This window comes from Variovorax gracilis (assembly GCF_030317115.1).
In the GTDB taxonomy this organism is placed as follows: Bacteria; Pseudomonadota; Gammaproteobacteria; order Burkholderiales; family Burkholderiaceae_C; genus Variovorax; species Variovorax gracilis.
Genome location: NZ_JASZYF010000030.1, coordinates 1 through 14,570 on the forward strand (window position 1 = coordinate 1; position 14,570 = coordinate 14,570).

General features: G+C 66.5%; 17 protein-coding genes and 2 pseudogenes. 11 read left to right on the forward strand and 8 right to left on the reverse strand.

All coding sequences use genetic code 11. The annotated features are described in order from the left end of the window. Nucleotides 1-311 precede the first annotated feature (311 nt). Nucleotides 312-1,033, forward strand: a pseudogene (locus QTH97_RS30630) (Crp/Fnr family transcriptional regulator). A 77-nt stretch (nt 1,034-1,110) separates the two neighbouring features. Here QTH97_RS30630 and QTH97_RS30635 read toward each other — a convergent pair. Both QTH97_RS30635 and QTH97_RS30640 read right to left on the reverse strand, forming a co-directional pair. After that, nucleotides 1,111-1,347 carry a hypothetical protein gene (locus QTH97_RS30635; protein ID WP_286572362.1) on the reverse strand — a complete coding sequence of 79 codons (237 nt, stop codon included), beginning with the start codon at nt 1,345-1,347 and terminating at the stop codon, nt 1,111-1,113. Nucleotides 1,348-1,849: 502 nt separating this feature from the next. Then, entirely contained in the window at nt 1,850-2,305 is a 456-nt protein-coding gene (locus tag QTH97_RS30640) for a hypothetical protein (RefSeq protein WP_286572363.1), read from the reverse strand. Nucleotides 2,306-2,630: 325 nt separating this feature from the next. Here QTH97_RS30640 and QTH97_RS30645 point away from each other — a divergent pair, with 325 nt between their 5' ends. Next, complete coding sequence (locus QTH97_RS30645; protein WP_286572364.1) at nt 2,631-2,993, forward strand: response regulator transcription factor; 363 nt, start codon at nt 2,631-2,633, stop codon at nt 2,991-2,993. Between the two features lie 24 nt (nt 2,994-3,017). Here the strand turns inward: QTH97_RS30645 and QTH97_RS30650 are convergent, their stop codons facing one another. Then, complete coding sequence (locus tag QTH97_RS30650) at nt 3,018-3,305, reverse strand: hypothetical protein (protein WP_286572365.1); 288 nt, start codon at nt 3,303-3,305, stop codon at nt 3,018-3,020. Between the two features lie 478 nt (nt 3,306-3,783). On the opposite strand from QTH97_RS30650, the gene QTH97_RS30655 reads away from it, so the two are divergent. From QTH97_RS30655 to QTH97_RS30675, 5 genes are all read left to right on the forward strand, one after another. Further along, the gene (locus QTH97_RS30655) at nt 3,784-3,978 is read left to right on the forward strand and encodes a hypothetical protein (RefSeq protein WP_286572366.1); all 195 of its coding nucleotides are present in this window, start codon (nt 3,784-3,786) and stop codon (nt 3,976-3,978) included. 348 nt (nt 3,979-4,326) lie between these two features. Continuing rightward, the gene (locus QTH97_RS30660) at nt 4,327-4,944 is read left to right on the forward strand and encodes a UdgX family uracil-DNA binding protein (protein WP_286572368.1); all 618 of its coding nucleotides are present in this window, start codon (nt 4,327-4,329) and stop codon (nt 4,942-4,944) included. A gap of 891 nt (nt 4,945-5,835) precedes the next feature. Then, the gene (locus QTH97_RS30665; RefSeq protein WP_286572369.1) at nt 5,836-6,102 is read left to right on the forward strand and encodes a hypothetical protein; all 267 of its coding nucleotides are present in this window, start codon (nt 5,836-5,838) and stop codon (nt 6,100-6,102) included. A gap of 90 nt (nt 6,103-6,192) precedes the next feature. After that, complete coding sequence (locus tag QTH97_RS30670) at nt 6,193-7,347, forward strand: zinc-dependent alcohol dehydrogenase (RefSeq protein ID WP_286572370.1); 1,155 nt, start codon at nt 6,193-6,195, stop codon at nt 7,345-7,347. Between the two features lie 16 nt (nt 7,348-7,363). After that, the gene (locus QTH97_RS30675) at nt 7,364-7,900 is read left to right on the forward strand and encodes a hypothetical protein (RefSeq protein WP_286572371.1); all 537 of its coding nucleotides are present in this window, start codon (nt 7,364-7,366) and stop codon (nt 7,898-7,900) included. A gap of 108 nt (nt 7,901-8,008) precedes the next feature. Here QTH97_RS30675 and QTH97_RS30680 read toward each other — a convergent pair whose 3' ends face one another. Then, nucleotides 8,009-9,763, reverse strand: coding sequence for a RecQ family ATP-dependent DNA helicase (locus QTH97_RS30680; protein WP_286572372.1), 1,755 nt, complete (start codon nt 9,761-9,763; stop codon nt 8,009-8,011). Then, a complete protein-coding gene (locus tag QTH97_RS30685) occupies nt 9,729-10,124 on the reverse strand; it encodes a hypothetical protein (protein WP_286572373.1) in 396 nt (131 codons plus the stop codon). Before QTH97_RS30685 ends, QTH97_RS30680 begins: the two co-directional genes overlap by 35 nt. A gap of 442 nt (nt 10,125-10,566) precedes the next feature. Between QTH97_RS30685 and QTH97_RS37225 the strand changes: the two genes are divergently transcribed. The 3 genes from QTH97_RS37225 (at nt 10,567) to QTH97_RS30690 (ending at nt 11,759) form a co-directional block, all read left to right on the forward strand. Beyond that, nucleotides 10,567-10,902, forward strand: coding sequence for a DUF3761 domain-containing protein (locus QTH97_RS37225; protein ID WP_506555391.1), 336 nt, complete (start codon nt 10,567-10,569; stop codon nt 10,900-10,902). A 402-nt stretch (nt 10,903-11,304) separates the two neighbouring features. Then, the gene (locus QTH97_RS37090) at nt 11,305-11,532 is read left to right on the forward strand and encodes an ATP-binding protein (protein ID WP_353655684.1); all 228 of its coding nucleotides are present in this window, start codon (nt 11,305-11,307) and stop codon (nt 11,530-11,532) included. Next, a complete protein-coding gene (locus QTH97_RS30690) occupies nt 11,532-11,759 on the forward strand; it encodes a hypothetical protein (protein WP_286572374.1) in 228 nt (75 codons plus the stop codon). Before QTH97_RS37090 ends, QTH97_RS30690 begins: the two co-directional genes overlap by 1 nt. Before the next feature lie 128 nt (nt 11,760-11,887). Here the strand turns inward: QTH97_RS30690 and QTH97_RS30695 are convergent. The 3 genes and pseudogenes from QTH97_RS30695 to QTH97_RS30705 form a co-directional block, all read right to left on the reverse strand. Beyond that, nucleotides 11,888-12,724: pseudogene (locus QTH97_RS30695) on the reverse strand (adenosine deaminase family protein). Nucleotides 12,725-12,986: 262 nt separating this feature from the next. Then, on the reverse strand, nt 12,987-13,361 hold the full coding sequence (locus QTH97_RS30700) for a 2OG-Fe(II) oxygenase family protein (protein ID WP_286572375.1): 375 nt from the start codon (nt 13,359-13,361) through the stop codon (nt 12,987-12,989). An 86-nt stretch (nt 13,362-13,447) separates the two neighbouring features. Further along, nucleotides 13,448-13,645, reverse strand: coding sequence for a hypothetical protein (locus QTH97_RS30705; protein ID WP_286572376.1), 198 nt, complete (start codon nt 13,643-13,645; stop codon nt 13,448-13,450). Between the two features lie 483 nt (nt 13,646-14,128). Between QTH97_RS30705 and QTH97_RS30710 the strand changes: the two genes are divergently transcribed. Further along, nucleotides 14,129-14,416, forward strand: coding sequence for a DUF2934 domain-containing protein (locus tag QTH97_RS30710; RefSeq protein WP_286572377.1), 288 nt, complete (start codon nt 14,129-14,131; stop codon nt 14,414-14,416). Nucleotides 14,417-14,570 lie beyond the last annotated feature (154 nt).

Here is a 14,570-nt window from a genome sequence, read left to right on the forward strand (position 1 = left end):
AGGGGCCGTTGCTTGCTCGCGCGGGCGGCGCCGTCGCGTTGGCGACCATCAATCCACTGGCGGCCCTGCTGCCGCTCATCGAGACAGGGCCGGGCGAAAACACGGACTGCGGCGCGGTGCAAAAGGCGGTCGGCGGTGCGGCGGCACAGGCGCGCAAGCCCGAACGCCGCCGCTGAAGGCCGCATGAAATCCGGCATCGGATCCCAAGACTCGCACAGACACGGCATGCCTGCGAACTTTCGCTTGCTCGTGCGGCACGGGACCGATGCCATACTTTGATCCGACGCGATTGCGCGTCTCGCGTGCAGAGCATGGGTATGGTTGATCATTCGCGTGCCATCCAGAATGACCTTCTGGCCGGATTGCCGAAGCAGGCGCTGAAGCCCTGCCTTTCGAAGCTGGAAGAGGTGGACCTGCCGCTCGGCGCGGTGCTGTACGAGCCGGGTGTCACGCTCTCGCACGTGTACTTCCCCACCAGCGCGATCGTTTCCCTCCCGTACGTCCTGGAGGACGGTGCCTTCGCAGAAATCGCGGTCGTGGGCAAAGGGCATCGTCGGCGTCGCCCTGTTCATGGGCGGCGACTCGGCGCCCAAGCGCGCTGTCGTCCAAAGCGCCGGCAAGGGCCTGCGACTCGGCGCCAAGGCCATGAAGGACGAGTTCGACCGCGGGGGCCCGTGCTGCACCTCCTGCTGCGCTATGCCCAAGCGCTCATCACACGGATGGCGCAGATGTCCGTGTGCAACCGCCACCATGAGGTCCACCGCAGCTGTGTCGCTGGCTTCTGCTGAGGCTGGACCGTCTGCCGGGGCCCGACCTCGTGATGACCCAGGAGCTGATCGCCAACATCCTCGGCGTGCGCCGGGAAGGCGTTTCCGAAGCCGCCCTGAAGCTGCAGGACGCGGGCCTGACCCGCTACTCGCGCGGGCGCATCAAGGTGCTGGACCGGGCCGCCGTGGAAGCGCGCTCGTGCGAGTGCTATGCCGTCGTGAAGAAGGAATACGACCGGCTTCTCCCCACGCCCAGGACCGGGTAAGGACCGGGCCGGGCGGCGCGCTCAAGGGCGCCGGCCGACCTTGGGCCCACGGCAAGCTGCTGCGAAGGCGCAGCCGTTCATGCGATCAGCGCCAGGATCGACGCCGCCAATGCGATGAGCAGGCATGCGCCCACGAGCAGCTTCTGTCGCCGCAACGCCTTGGCCTGCGCCGCCTCCTGCTGTGCCAAAGGAAGGAAATGCGGGGCGTTGGCGGCGGCCGGTGACGTGTCGGCCCCTTCGCCCTCGCGCCTTGGCAGCTCACGTAGCGCGCCCTCCGGGGCGCGCGACCATTTCGGTTCGTCTTGCATCTTCATCGAGGGGCAGACCATACACTGCCAGACCGTGCCAGACCGTGCGCTGCTTCACTAGCTCGCGGCGCCCGATCCTGCGCGAGCGGCCGCTGCGCCGGCGACGAAGCTGCCTTCGACGACTTCACGGTCTGCCCACGGTCCGTGCCGGCACGAGACCGATGACCCCTTCGGAAAAAGCAATCCACCGGCACCCTGGTGCCGCGCGCAGTGGCGCGGGATACAGGCGGCCGGCCGTGGCTCGATCTCATGCGAGCCTGCTGTGCGGCCATCCTGGGGGCGAAGCCGTGCCATCGAGAGTCGGTGGTGCTCGCGCCCTTGTGGCTCGCCGCGCAGTCCCTGAGCGTGCCCTGCGCGTCCGCCTGCTGTGCCGCAAGGACGGCGCGCCATGAGACGAGACGCGTCGCGACGGCTTTCGCCACTGGTGGAGTGGCGCCGCGACGCGCCTCAACGGCTCAGCTCATGGGCGCTTGCCACCCCCTCGATGTCCGGCCGCCGGCCCCTCAGGTCATTGCGCCTGGGCAATGACGCGCGCGGCGTCTCCCTGGCCCTCGATATAGACACGTTGCCCCACGCGCAGGCCCGGCGTCGCAGGCTGCGTCACTTCGACCAGAACGCCGCTGGTCGTGCGAACGAAGATTTCCTGGCCTGCCACTGGCTGGTCGTACCTCCTTGCCACCTCCGCCCCGCCGATCGTCCCGCCGATGGCGCCCACCACCATGGCCACGTCGCGCCCCGTGCCGCCGCCGATCAGGCTGCCGAGGCCTACGCCCGCAAGGCCGCCGAGCACGGCCCCGACACCGGTGTGATGGGAGCTGCGGATCTGCGTCGGCGAGATCTGCTCGATCACGCCTTGTCGCACCGCCATCGAGTCCGACTGCGAGCCCGGCGCCGCACAGGCCGCCAGCAGCAGCGCCAGTGCGAAAGCCGCGAAGCGCGCGAGCATCTGTCTTGTCGTTGTCAAGGTCGATCTCCTTCACTCGGGATTGTGAGAACGGGATCATGGCATCGCTCGCGTCCATGACGCGATGCGCCCAAGGTGCAGCGACGATTGCCCTTTGGGGCATGCGACGCAAGGTCATTGCCGAGATTCGCGCGCTGTCTCGTGGTCCTGTTCGCCGCGCGCGGCACTGAGAGCCATCCGCTGATGGATGGCGCGTACGTGGCGCTGCGTGGCCGCCCCGATGGACTTTGTGAAGGCGTCGGTCCACGATCGAGATCAGGAAGGCGGAGGGCAGCATGCCGTTTGCCATCGTCGGTCGGGCGTGCTTTCTCTCGCCGGAAGGTGTATGACAACCACCGCGTACGTCGTCGTCGCTCGCTCGTCGGATCGTGCATGGATCGCGGAGGCGCTCGCCGGTGGCGTGGTGGACCGCGTGACGTTCGCCGCGGGTGACGCGGCCCAGATCGCGGCCCTGCCGAGCGGCCCAGGGGATTGTCTGATTCTTTCCGCAGACGAGGACGACGCCGCGACGTTGCAGCTGGTGCGTGAGCTCAGACGACGCGGCAGTGCCCTTGCCGTGATCGTATTGGGCCCATCCACGGCATTTCGTACAGCGGTGGAGATTGCCAAGCTGGAGGCAACCGATTTCCTCGAGCGGCCTGTCGGCGCGCGGCAGCTCCGGGCGGCGGTTCGCCGGGCCTGCCCCTAGGAGTGGGAGGGTGGCGACCGGGCCTCACCGAAGCTTCAAGAGGTCGAACCCGTGCAACGCCCGGGCGGCCCGTTGGAAGCCGCTCGTGTCGCCCGCTTCTGCGACGCAAACCATCTCCTGTAGCACGGAGTCGATCCGCTGAGCCTGCTCGACATCACGCCGCAGCAGGGGCCGAATCTCGTTCCACAGGCTCATCATTTCCTCGAGATTGCCTTTCCAGCCGCTGCTCCAACCGGGGTACCGGTCCGGTGCAACGCGAGCCGCGACGGCGACGCACGCGGCGAAGTCCTCCAGGATTTCGGTAAATCCCACAAAGCTGCCCCTTGGTGAACTGGCCGATCTGAGCGATCTTTAGTGCGGGCTCCAACGGAGCGGGCCGTCTCGGGCACGCGATCCCGTCAAGTCTGGCGCCTGATCGGAGGCGTTGCAATTGTCCTTTGGGGCAGAGCCGCTGAGCGAGCGCGTCGCAAACTGCACGACTGCCGACTCTCGGCGCGGTCGCCGCAGGCCGGACTCTTCTTGGCGGCCACCGGGTGGCACCGCGCGCGAAAGGCATGGGTGGAAAAGTCAGGGGCTCTGCTGGGACGCTCGTCCGGAGCGCCGGCACCACAAGCCACGAACTCCCAACGTGGCACCCCCGGCCGGCCTCCGTCACCGTGACCAGGCGATGGGATGGTGATTGCGAGGCTCCCTCGTTCAGCCTTGTCGCGCAGCCTCATGCGCCTTCTTCCGACAGGATCTCATGCAGTCGGCGCGCACCTTCGATTTGCGGAACGCGGAAGCGACGAGGATGAAAACCGACGCCCGGCAAGACACAGTTCAACCCGACCGGCGGGCCCTGCGTTCGCTGGCAATCGTGGTCGTCGTCCTCGTGGTGGGCGCGATGACCTACAACTTCTTTACGCGCGAAGAAGCGCAGGAGGCGCCTGCCCCACAGCCCAGTACGCAGGCGCCATCCAGCCCTTCGCCCGCGCCGGGCCGGTAACAGGGCTTGTCCTGTGTCCACGCATGCCCTTGTCTTCACGCGATCCGATCGCCCGGGCACCGCGCCAGGCGGGACTGCTCTGCTGGATCAGCTGCCGGAATCTCCCTCACGCAGAGAAGTTGCTGCCCGGCGCCCGACGCATTGCCTCGTGCATAGCCGTATTGAAGGCACAGCGACCCCGTCCGTGTCGCGAACCTGGGCCGTACCGGGCAGCTTGATGAGGTGCACCGCATCCCCCACCGCGCCAGCGGCTCGCCGGAGTCTTGTCGGGAGGGGCGGGGCGATGATTACCCGGTCTCATTCCATCGATCCCGGGCAATCCCCCTGCGCTCGGCGCCGGCCTCCAAAATGACGAAGCCGGAATCTCTCCCGATCCGGCCGCGGCCGATCGAGGTCCTGCGCCAAGCGACGGATGCCTGTCGCGAGTGCCCCCTGGGCGCCCGTGCGACCCAGTCGGTGATGGGTGAGGGCCCCCTGCACGCGGTGCTGATGGTGGTGGGCGAGCAGCCCGGTGACAAGGAGGACCTGGCGGGACGCCCCTTCGTCGGACCGGCGGGCAGACTCTTCGATCGCGCCGCGGCGGAGCTCGGCTGGAACCGCGAACGGCTCTACGTCACCAATGCCGTCAAGCACTTCAAGTTCGAGCTGCGCGGCAAGCGCCGCATGCACAAGACGCCGGCGCAGCGCGAGATCGATGCCTGTCACCACTGGCTCGAAGCGGAGATCGCGCGGGTGAAACCCGATGCCTTCCTCGCACTCGGCGCGACCGCTGCGCGCGCGCTGCTGCAGCGGCCGGTCGCCGTGATGCGCGAGCGCGGGCAGTGGCATGAAGACGCCGCCGGGCGACGCGTGCTGGTCACCCTTCATCCCTCTGCGCTGCTGCGCGGTGATCCCGCGCAGCGGGAGGCTGCATGGACGGCTTGGCTCAAGGATCTGTCTGCCGCGTCGGGCCTGCTGTTGCCGTGACGTTCGCTTTTGTCAAAGCCAATGAGCAACCCTGCGACTCGCACCGGTCGAATGGCGCCATCCTGCCTGCCGGTCGGCGATAGCCACATCCAGCCATCCCCATCCGCGCCCGCCGTTTGTGAGTGTTCGTTCGCAATGAGGCGCAGGAATCGCACGACGCCGCCGGACCTCCGTTGTCCACACTCTCCAGTGCTTGGCACGCCATCCTGTGGGACCGCACGCGCCGCTGGCACGTGGATTGCGTAGGCTTTCTCCAAGCACGCTGCGGACCGTCTGCATGCTTGCATGTGGTGCATCGATTGTCTCCTCCACCCTCTCTTGGTGGATTTGCCCCGGGGTTTCCACCCCGGGGCTTTTCTTTGGTGCCTCCATTTCCGTGGCCGCGGCATCGGCGCCTGGTGAAATCCAGGTTCGTGGCGGTCGGCAGCGGCCTGTGTTCGCCAGCCCTGTCCCACGCAGCCGCGCCATGGCGCAGCGCGCGATCGATCAACGCAGCAGACGCACATGCGCACGGAGAACGCATGTCGGAGTCGACATCCCGGACCGTGTGGATTCGAAGGCGGAATCGAAGGACAGCAGATCGCGCGTGTCCGAGGCGCTCAGGGTGATGGGGATTGGGCCTCTCCAGGGTGCTGGCCCTGCACATACCCCGAATGCTGGGCGACGTATTCGTCAGCCTTGTGATCGAACGACGACCGGGTCCGCCTCCACCCATGGACGTCGGTCGCTGCGCGCTCGGCCGCGCTGCTGACCGGCTGCGGGCAGCTGCACGAGACGAGAGCTTCGGTCTCGTCGGCATCGGCCTACGGGTGATCGCGGCGAGGTGGTCTACCTCCGGGCGCCGCGCGCCGAACAAATGGCTTCCAAGGAACGCGTCGATGAGACGCGTCGATGAACCAGCGCACCGTTTGGCAGCGAGCGCGCGCCAATCACACCGAAAGGATCGACATGACCAACCCTTCCCAGGACCGCTGGCCGTTTCCCACAGCGGATTCCCACCAACCCCTTCCCGACGCGGAGAAGCCGAGCGTCATCGACCCGACAGAGGAGGCCCTCGACTCGGGTGTCGAAGAGTCGTTTCCGGCCAGCGATCCGGTCTCCGTGACAGTGAGCAAGTTCATCCCCGAAGCCGACAAGGCACCCAAGAAGGCTGATTGAGCGCGCCCGCGAGCGCCATGACCTGTTCTGTTCTTCCGGCGTCCCCTGCCGCCGCTCGCTCCTGCGGCTCCCCCGAAAAGGAAACTCTCCATGCTCGCCATGAACTATCGAGGCCCTTACCGCGTTCGCGCGGTCAGCATGCCGGACCCCGTCATCGAACACCCCAATGACGTGATCGTCAAAGTGCTGCGTTCCTGCATCTGCGGATCTGACCTCCACCTCTACCACGGCCTGGTTCCCGACACCCGGGTGGGCACCACATTCGGCCATGAGTTTGTCGGACAGGTCATCGACCTGGGCAGCTCGGTGCAAAATCTCAAGCTCGGAGACCGGGTCATCGTCCCGTTCAACGTGTTTTGCGGCACGTGCTATTTCTGCCAACGCGAGCTGTACGGGAATTGCCACAACACAAACCCCCAGGCCACGGCAGTGGGTGGCATCTACGGCTACTCGCACACGGCGGGCGGCTATGCCGGAGGGCAGGCCCAGTACGTCAGGGTACCCTTCGCCGACGTTGGCCCCACGAAGATTCCGGACGAGCTGCTGCTCGAAGACGCCGTCATGCTGACCGACGCCTTTCCGACCGGCTACCAGGCGGCCGAGATGGGGGATATCCGCGAAGGCGACACCGTCGTGATCTTCGGCGCGGGTCCGGTCGGCATCTTTGCTGCGAAGTCCGCCTGGCTGATGGGCGCGGGCCGGGTGATCGTCGTCGACCATGTGGACTATCGCCTCGAATTCGTGCGTCGCTTCGCGCAGTGCGAAACGGTGGACTTCAAATCGGTCGACGACATGGCGCTTCACATCAAGAGGATGACCGACGGGCTCGGCGCCGACGTCTGCATCGACTGCGTGGGCTGCGAGGCGGCAGGCAACGCACTTCAGCATCTCACCGGCGTGAAGCTCAAGATGCAGAGCGGCTCGGCAACCGTCTTGCACTGGGCCATCAATTCCGTTCGCAAGGGCGGCAACGTGTCGATCGTCGGCGTGTACGGGCCCACCTTCAACGCGGTTCCGATCGGGAACGCCGTCAACAAGGGACTGACCTTGCGCATGAACCAGGCCAGCGTGAAGCGGCACCTGCCGAGACTCATCGAGCACATTCAAGCAGGGCGGATCGAACCGCACCGGGTGATCACGCATGTCATGCCCCTGGAAGAGGTGGCCGACGCCTATCACATCTTTTCCAGCAAGCTCGACGGATGCATCAAGACGGTCCTGATACCGCCGGGTGTGACGGCGTGAACGAGGCAGCACGATCATGCAAAAACAAAACCAAAACCAAAACCAAAACCAAAACCAAAACCAAAACCAAAACCAAGACCGCGAGCAGCATGCACACATCGTCGGCTGGGGTGCCGATCTCGACAGGTCCAACCGGCCCGCCTATCCCATGGAGCGAACGCCCGCGCGCCTGGACATGCTGCACTGGTCGGAACCGCCCGAGCCTCAGCGAAGGCATGTCGAAGTGCTTCGCTCGAACGAGCGGCCGACCCTGACGCCGGTGTTCGGTTCGACCTGCCCGCCGCGCGGCCTGAGCGGCGTGGTGCGCCGCTCGGCCTTCGGCTTCAGCGAGAACGACCTGCGCCACTGGCTGCTGCTTCTTTTGGCCGATCGCGTCGACGTCGGCGAAGGCTTGATCGAAGACCTCACCCGCGGCCATCTGCCACGCGTCTACAGCGAAATGGGCGGCGCCGCCGAGCTGAAGCACAACCCCAAGGGCGCCGCAAGGAAGGCCCTCACGCTGGCCGCCGTTGTCGGTGTGGCCTACCTGGCGGTGCGCCGCAGACGCGGCTGAGTGCCAGTCGTCTGCCTCGGCCGACAGGCGACTGCCTGAGGCTCACACGAGCGCCCTTGCGGTGGGACCCGTGCGGCGCGCCTGCAAAGCCATGGGGTTCGCATCGACTCAACCGAGCGCCGGGAGCGGGGGCTGCAGCGTAGCCCGCATGGAGCGAACGGAGCGGACAAAATCCGGGTGAAACGACCGCTTGCTTCCATCGGCAAACTCGATCTCGACTGCCATTGCGGTCGCTGCGACCACCTGGCCGACCCCGTAGCGCCGAACCCGCACGGTGGCCTCCGGTCGGAAGGGAGGCGGCTCGCTGACGGCCTCCATCGGGCGGCCCGCCGACTCCTCGACTTGCGCCTGCGCCTGTGCGGTGTGGAGGGCGATGCGCCTGCAGTTGTCGCAGGTCGTGCAACGCGTCGCAGGGTCGCCGTTCTGGAGGTGCGTCAACAGCACCTGCCAACGGCACAGGCCGGTCTGCGCATAGAACACCATGCCCTCGAGCGTGGCCTGATCCTGCTCACGCTTTTCGCGGTAGTGGTCGAGCATCGTGACCAGTGCTTCTGGCGAGACGGCCGGACGCAGGAGCGCGAGGCGGCCATCGGCGCCCTGGCGCACGATCCGCCGTTGGCGCAGCAGGGTCAACGCCACCTGGATCTTGTTGCGCGGCGCATGCAGTTTGCCTTGCAGCGTCTGCAAGGTCCACCCGGCGTCGTCGGGGGGCTGCGAACGCAAGCGCGCATAGACCTCGTCGAGTTCCTTCGCATCGGGATAGCGTCCCGCCAGGAAGAACTGCTGCACCGCACGGTCGCGCCGGTGAAACAGCAGGATGCAGTCGGCCGGCGCCCCGTCGCGCCCGGCGCGGCCCGACTCCTGGTAGTAGCTGTCCAGTCCGGCCGGCATCTGGTAGTGAAGCACGAAGCGAATGTCGGCCTTGTCGATGCCCATTCCGAAAGCGTTGGTGGCCACCATGACACGCACCTCGCCGCTCATGAATGCGTCTTGAGCCTCGCGGCGTTGCGCGCCCCCGAGCTTGCCGTGGTACAGCGCCACCGACTCCCCCGCGGACTCGAGCGCTGCATGTACCGCTTCAGCCCCCTTGACGGTGGCAGCGTAGACAATGCCGCTGCCGCCGATCCCCTTGACCAAGGCCAGCGCGCGCTCGCGCTTTCGGTCCTCCGTGGCGAGTTGCTCGACCGCGTAGCGCAGGTTGGGCCGGTAGCTGCCCGTGTCGAGGAGGCCGGCTCTCGGGATGCCCAGGTGCTCCATCACGTCGCGCGCTACCTCGTCGCTGGCAGTGGCGGTCAGTGCCAGCACGGGAGGGTTTCCTAACGCTCGCCTTGCATTCCCGATCTCGAGAAAGGCCGGTCGAAAGTCGTGTCCCCAGTGCGAGATGCAATGCGCCTCGTCCACGACCAGCAGCGCCGTGGGCCCCCTCTGGATCAGGGTCATGAAGTCGCGGTCGGCAAGCCGCTCGGGCGTGGTCAGCACGATCCGCGCCGAACCGTCCTCGATAGCAGCCTGGGCGGCATTGATTTCTTCGGCCGGGCACTGGCTGTTGAGCTGAACGGCCCCAATACCGCGCGCGAGCAGCTTCTCACACTGGTCCTTCATCAACGCAATCAGCGGTGAGACCACGACCGTGCGGCCTTCGAGCAACACCGAGGGCAGTTGGTAACACAGCGACTTGCCCGCACCGGTCGGCATTACTGCGAGCGTGGAGCGACCGTCGAGGACGCGCGCGATGACTTCACTTTGTCCCGCACGCAGCCTGCGTAGGCCGAACACCTTGCGCAGGACGTGCTCCACCGGATCGGTTCCCGGGGAGGCGGTCGGACGCTCAGCCCTGAGCGTCGTCTTCGTCGTCTTGGGCATCGTCCTCGCCGGTCGCGGCGAGTTCGTCCGGTGAAGCGGCAGCGGGATCGTCCATGGACACGGCGGCGTCGAGCGCATCTTGCGGCACCGTGCCAACGCGATCGGGCAGCACGTCCGCATCAGGTCGAAGCGTGCTCGCGCCCGCCGACGCGCGCTCGCCGGTCCCGGCTGCATCGGTGCTACTGCCATGCAAGATCGCCGGCGCACCCTGTAACGTGTCATCGGGAAGCGCAGACCGGCCGCGGTCTGATTGCACGTCGCTGCCGCTGTCGCTGGTGTCGCTGGGTCCGAGCGCGTCAACGTCCGTACCGCGCCGGCGAGCCGGCGCGTGCTCACCTCCGAGAATGCTGCTGTTGGCCATGGAGTCCTTTGTGATCCGGTGATGGCGTCACTGTACGAACCGTTGCGGCGTGCCGCGTAGGCCCGGCCCCACCGGCGCGTGTAGGCGGAAGCTGCCCCGGTGCGATCACGTCATCCACTGTGTGGCGCGCGGTTGCCTTGACGCTACTCGCCTTCCGACGCTTCGATGAGGGCCTCGGGTTCCCGTCGAGACCGATGGTCTCGACGCATCGATGGCCCGTTGCCGGCGCCCGGGGTCGATTCCGTACGGTTCGAAGTTCAGCTGTCTGCCGATGAAGCACAGCGGCGCAGGCTGCTGCCCGCCTGCGACGCTGCACGCCTGCGGTCCGACACAGACCGCCGAGGGTCTCTCCTACTCGCAGCGGCCACGCCGACTGTCGTCGCGCACGGGTTGGACGGGCGGAAATGAAGCGTGTCCCCCCAACGATCCACGGAGAACCGCTATGCGCACACCTTCCTTCCTTCTCATCTGCACCGTGCTTTTCTGCGTCGCGCCACCGGGGCACGCGGGAGCGCCCGCAAAGGCACCCGCCGGCACCACGGCGCAGTGCAAGGACGGCACGTTCACCAGCGAGGGCAGAAAAGCCCGGCCGTGCGCGGCCCATCGCGGCGTCAGGACCTGGTATGGGCCGGCCACCGCGGCCGTGCAAACCCAATCTGCCGCGGTGAGCGCCACTGGGCAAGCGCCGACCACAGGCGTGCCGTCCCGAACGCCGGCGACGCCCGAGAATCCGCTTCCGGCCTCCCAGGCGGGCGCCCCGCCGACGCCAGCGAAATAGCGCGGTCCTGCCCATCCAGTTTGGTTCGACCGCATTGGATGAGGTTCAAATGCCTCCTCGCCCGCGCTGCGACACTGCCGGATCGGGCTTTGGTAGCGAGTGCAACGACGCCCCGAGGCATTGTGTGACGCAGGCCTGCAAGTGCTTGCAGGCGCTCTCGAATGTCGTTCGAAGTACATCCTTGACAACGGCCTGCCAAGGCTGTGGTCGGTGAACCGGGTCTTGCCGGCTCGGTCTCCTCAATCTGGTAGTCCTCCGCCTTGGCTGACGCAATCAGCATAGAGGCTCGCCTCACGTAGAACGTCATGCGACGTCGCGCCCCTTGAAGTCCTCGAGGAACGTGTTGACATCAGTCGGCCTTGCCGTCGCGCACGTCCCGCTTCACTGGCTGGCCGCGGCGAGATCGCCGATCATGGGCACGGGATCGCCGACGGCGAGCTGGAGCGCATTTTCCAGTCGTTCTGTACCACCAAGTCCGGCGGCTTGGGTGTTGGCGTTGCGATCTGCCGCCGGTTGATCGAGGCGCAGGGCGGTAAGCTCTGGGCATCACACAATCAAGGCGGTGGGGCGGTCTTCAAGTTCACACTGCCGCTCGCGCAATCTTCTATTTCGATGACGACGGTGACCTAGTGGCACTGAGCACGCGCAACTGGAAGCTGGTTTTCATGGAGCAGCGCGGCCTGCACGATGAGGATCTGGGGAGAGCCTTTCGTTCTCCTGCGGATACAAAGTCGTTCAAGTCCCGTACAGATCCCTACGAGCGCGCGGACATTACGTCGAATACCTACTACGACTGGTTCATCAACCACGACCCGCAGATCAAGCTGGGCACGATCAGGCGGCCGTCGAAAACATGAAGCAAGCTATGCCGGACGATCATGAGCAACGCTCGAAAGGCCCGCGGAGCAAACAATCCCAGCGATCGCCCGCCGTTGCGCACTGTTGATGCTGTCACGTCGCTGGTCGATCCAACAACCTTGCGGCTTCACCAATACGACAGCGCCTGGGTCAGCCTTACCTTGACGTCGGCGTTGGCAAAGCTCGCATCGATCGAATTGCGTGCCAGTGACCGCAGGTCGTCATCTGACCAGGCGAACGCCTTGCTGCACAACGCGAACTCGCCTACCAGGCTGGCCCCCAGCAAGACCGGATCATCGCTGTTGATCGACACGGGGACGCCGGAACGGCGCAAGCGATCGATCAGTTGATCCTCAATGCTACGTTAGACCCCCAAAGTCAGATTGGAGGTCGGGCAGATGCCAAGCGGTAGCTGCCGATCGACCAACAGTCCAACGAGTTCGGGGTCCTCGATTGCTCGTACACCGTGATCGATGCGATCGGCACCGAGCAATTCGATCGCATCCCGCACGCCGTCGGGGCCACTGGACTCGCCAGCATGCACGGTGCGCCGCAGTCCCGCCGCCCCCGTGCGTCGGAACGCCTCTGCGAAACGGGGGCCGGTGCGACCGGCGGCCGCCTCATTGCCATCGATCGAGAGCGCCACCAACCGTGGATGTTGCAGAGCCACCAGCGTGTCGAGGCGTTCACGGGTCGATGCCAGCCTACAGGCCCAGTCGAGGATAGGCAGGAAGTCCGCCAGCCCTTCAAACTCGAACAAGCGCTCGCGGGGCCTGGGCATGGGCACACTCGCCCGCGTTGCGCATTGCTCGGGAGAACGCTCGGTTCGAAACAGCCTTCGAGATGAGCATGGACCTCTGCCTTCGGCAAGGCGCGGAGGCGGTCGATGTGAGCAGGCTGGGCATTGGGCATGGAGCAACTCGGTGGTGAGTGCGTCGTGAGACCAACCACAAGTCTCGCGCATCGACAGTTCAACGTCATATGCCGGCGCACATAGCAAGTATTTGCTTGGCCAGCGGAGTCATGGGTCAAGACAGGCACGGTCTTGCGTTGCGCCGCCACGATGGCCCAGCGCGCACGATTCAAGGCTTTCATTGGCCGACCGGTCGGGAAACCCCTGCTCGCCTTCGTGGCAACCTTCCCGCTCCCACCCGTGCAGCACGCCGAGCGGGCCCGCGCTGCACGCGGTGTGGCGCGCGACGGCCGTGCGCGCCTGCCGGCGGCCCTCAGCGCCGGTCGCCCGCCGCCCCAGGCCGGCATGCGGTCCTGAGCGTGATCGAGTAGCGAAGCGTCTCAGACGGCAGCAGCGCGTGCTGCCATTCCCACCGGGCCGGACCCGTGATGCGGTAGATCGAGCGGGGCGCGAGCGTGAGGCGAAGCCGCCCGCCCAGCGGATCGCTGCGCATCGATCGGGGCGGATAACGCCGGAACTCCAGCTGCCCCTCACCGGCGAGGGAGACACCCACCACGTCCTCGAAATCCGGGACATCGCGATGCCAACCGAGCGGCGTGCCCGGCGCGTACTTTGCGATCAACGCGTGCACGAACGCTGCAGGCGGCCGTCCGAGCCAGGCTGCGGCCCTGCCGATGAGCGGTGTCAACTCCGGCGGCGCCGGCGGGAGGGCATCAGCCGATTGGCGTCGAAGTCGTAGTGGCCGCCGAAGCTGATGCCGCGCCTGCGAGCCACCTACTGCTTGTAGCGCATCGGTGCCAACGGAAGCCGGCTGATCCATGCGAGCACGCGCGTCTCCTCCTCAGGCGCCAGAAATTCGGGCTCGTACGCCCAGCCCTCAGGCGCCGCGTCGTGTCGGTCCGTCTCAAACAACTCGCCTTGCCTCATCGAGCCAGCCCGATGCGCGCATGCCATGTAGGAGTTGGATTTCATCACATCGCGTGATTTCGTTGGTCTCGCAGCGAATGCGTCGGTCCACTCTACGTCGAAATGTCAAGCGCCACACGCATTCACCTGAACCGACACGGCAAGAGGAGAGCCAATGGCCACCGCCCACCCCCGCACGCACAGCGGCAGAGTCAACGCACCACGTGCCATCACTGGCGCGGAACCGTCTCGACCAGAACCTGACCCGTCCGCGCTCAAGGGCGCCATGAAGAAGGCGGCACGTCAAGTCGATACCTCCCCGCGCTCGGACGACACACAGCCGATGAGGCGGCGCGCCTCGCGCGGCGACGAACGTGAGAACGACGCCGGCGGCTGAACCGCGGCAGCGGGCCTCGGCGCAAGCGTTGGATCTGTTGAGGCGCTCGCTCTCCCCGCGCCGCCCACATCTTCTGAACATCTGTCGTTCCCACCGCCGCCGGTCAGAGCTCCGCTTTTCCGCCCCACTGGTTTTCTTCAGATGGAGATCGCATGACTGCCTCATCGACGCTGCCGCCCGGCCAGCCCAACCCCCTCACACCCGGCGCATTGCCGCTCGAAGCGGAGATTCGTGCGCTGGATCTCGAGCGCGACACGCTGCAGCGTGCAGCGGAAGAGGAGCGCGCAGACGATCCGGAGCAGGATCGCGTCACCAGGATCCGCCGGGCTGCGTATGACGCCTATCAACGTCGCGGCGGCCAGCCTGGCGGAGACGTCGAGGATTGGCTCGAGGCCGAGAAGGCGATCGACAAGCCGTCGGGCGGAGCCAAGGACGGGTAGCCCACACGGTCGCGGCGGCTGCGGCGTGCGGCGCCGTCGCGTCTCAATGCTTGATGGTCAGCAAGCGGCGGAACACCTGGCGCAAGCTCCCATGGCGAGCGCACTGCCCTCAGGATTGCCCTTGACGAGCGACGAGACCAGGTTGCGTGCCTGA

Bases quoted from the DNA above. Each gene is read 5' to 3' on its own strand.
- QTH97_RS30660 (WP_286572368.1), top strand. From the start codon at position 4,327: ATGACGAAGCCGGAATCTCTCCCGATCCGGCCGCGGCCGATCGAGGTC.
- QTH97_RS30710 (WP_286572377.1), top strand. From the start codon at position 14,129: ATGACTGCCTCATCGACGCTGCCGCCCGGCCAGCCCAACCCCCTCACA.
- QTH97_RS30635 (WP_286572362.1), bottom strand. From the start codon at position 1,347: ATGAAGATGCAAGACGAACCGAAATGGTCGCGCGCCCCGGAGGGCGCG.
- QTH97_RS30705 (WP_286572376.1), bottom strand. From the start codon at position 13,645: ATGAAATCCAACTCCTACATGGCATGCGCGCATCGGGCTGGCTCGATG.
- QTH97_RS37225 (WP_506555391.1), top strand. From the start codon at position 10,567: ATGCGCACACCTTCCTTCCTTCTCATCTGCACCGTGCTTTTCTGCGTC.
- QTH97_RS30685 (WP_286572373.1), bottom strand. From the start codon at position 10,124: ATGGCCAACAGCAGCATTCTCGGAGGTGAGCACGCGCCGGCTCGCCGG.
- QTH97_RS30670 (WP_286572370.1), top strand. From the start codon at position 6,193: ATGCTCGCCATGAACTATCGAGGCCCTTACCGCGTTCGCGCGGTCAGC.
- QTH97_RS30645 (WP_286572364.1), top strand. From the start codon at position 2,631: ATGACAACCACCGCGTACGTCGTCGTCGCTCGCTCGTCGGATCGTGCA.
- QTH97_RS30665 (WP_286572369.1), top strand. From the start codon at position 5,836: ATGAACCAGCGCACCGTTTGGCAGCGAGCGCGCGCCAATCACACCGAA.
- QTH97_RS30655 (WP_286572366.1), top strand. From the start codon at position 3,784: ATGAAAACCGACGCCCGGCAAGACACAGTTCAACCCGACCGGCGGGCC.
- QTH97_RS30680 (WP_286572372.1), bottom strand. From the start codon at position 9,763: ATGCCCAAGACGACGAAGACGACGCTCAGGGCTGAGCGTCCGACCGCC.
- QTH97_RS30675 (WP_286572371.1), top strand. From the start codon at position 7,364: ATGCAAAAACAAAACCAAAACCAAAACCAAAACCAAAACCAAAACCAA.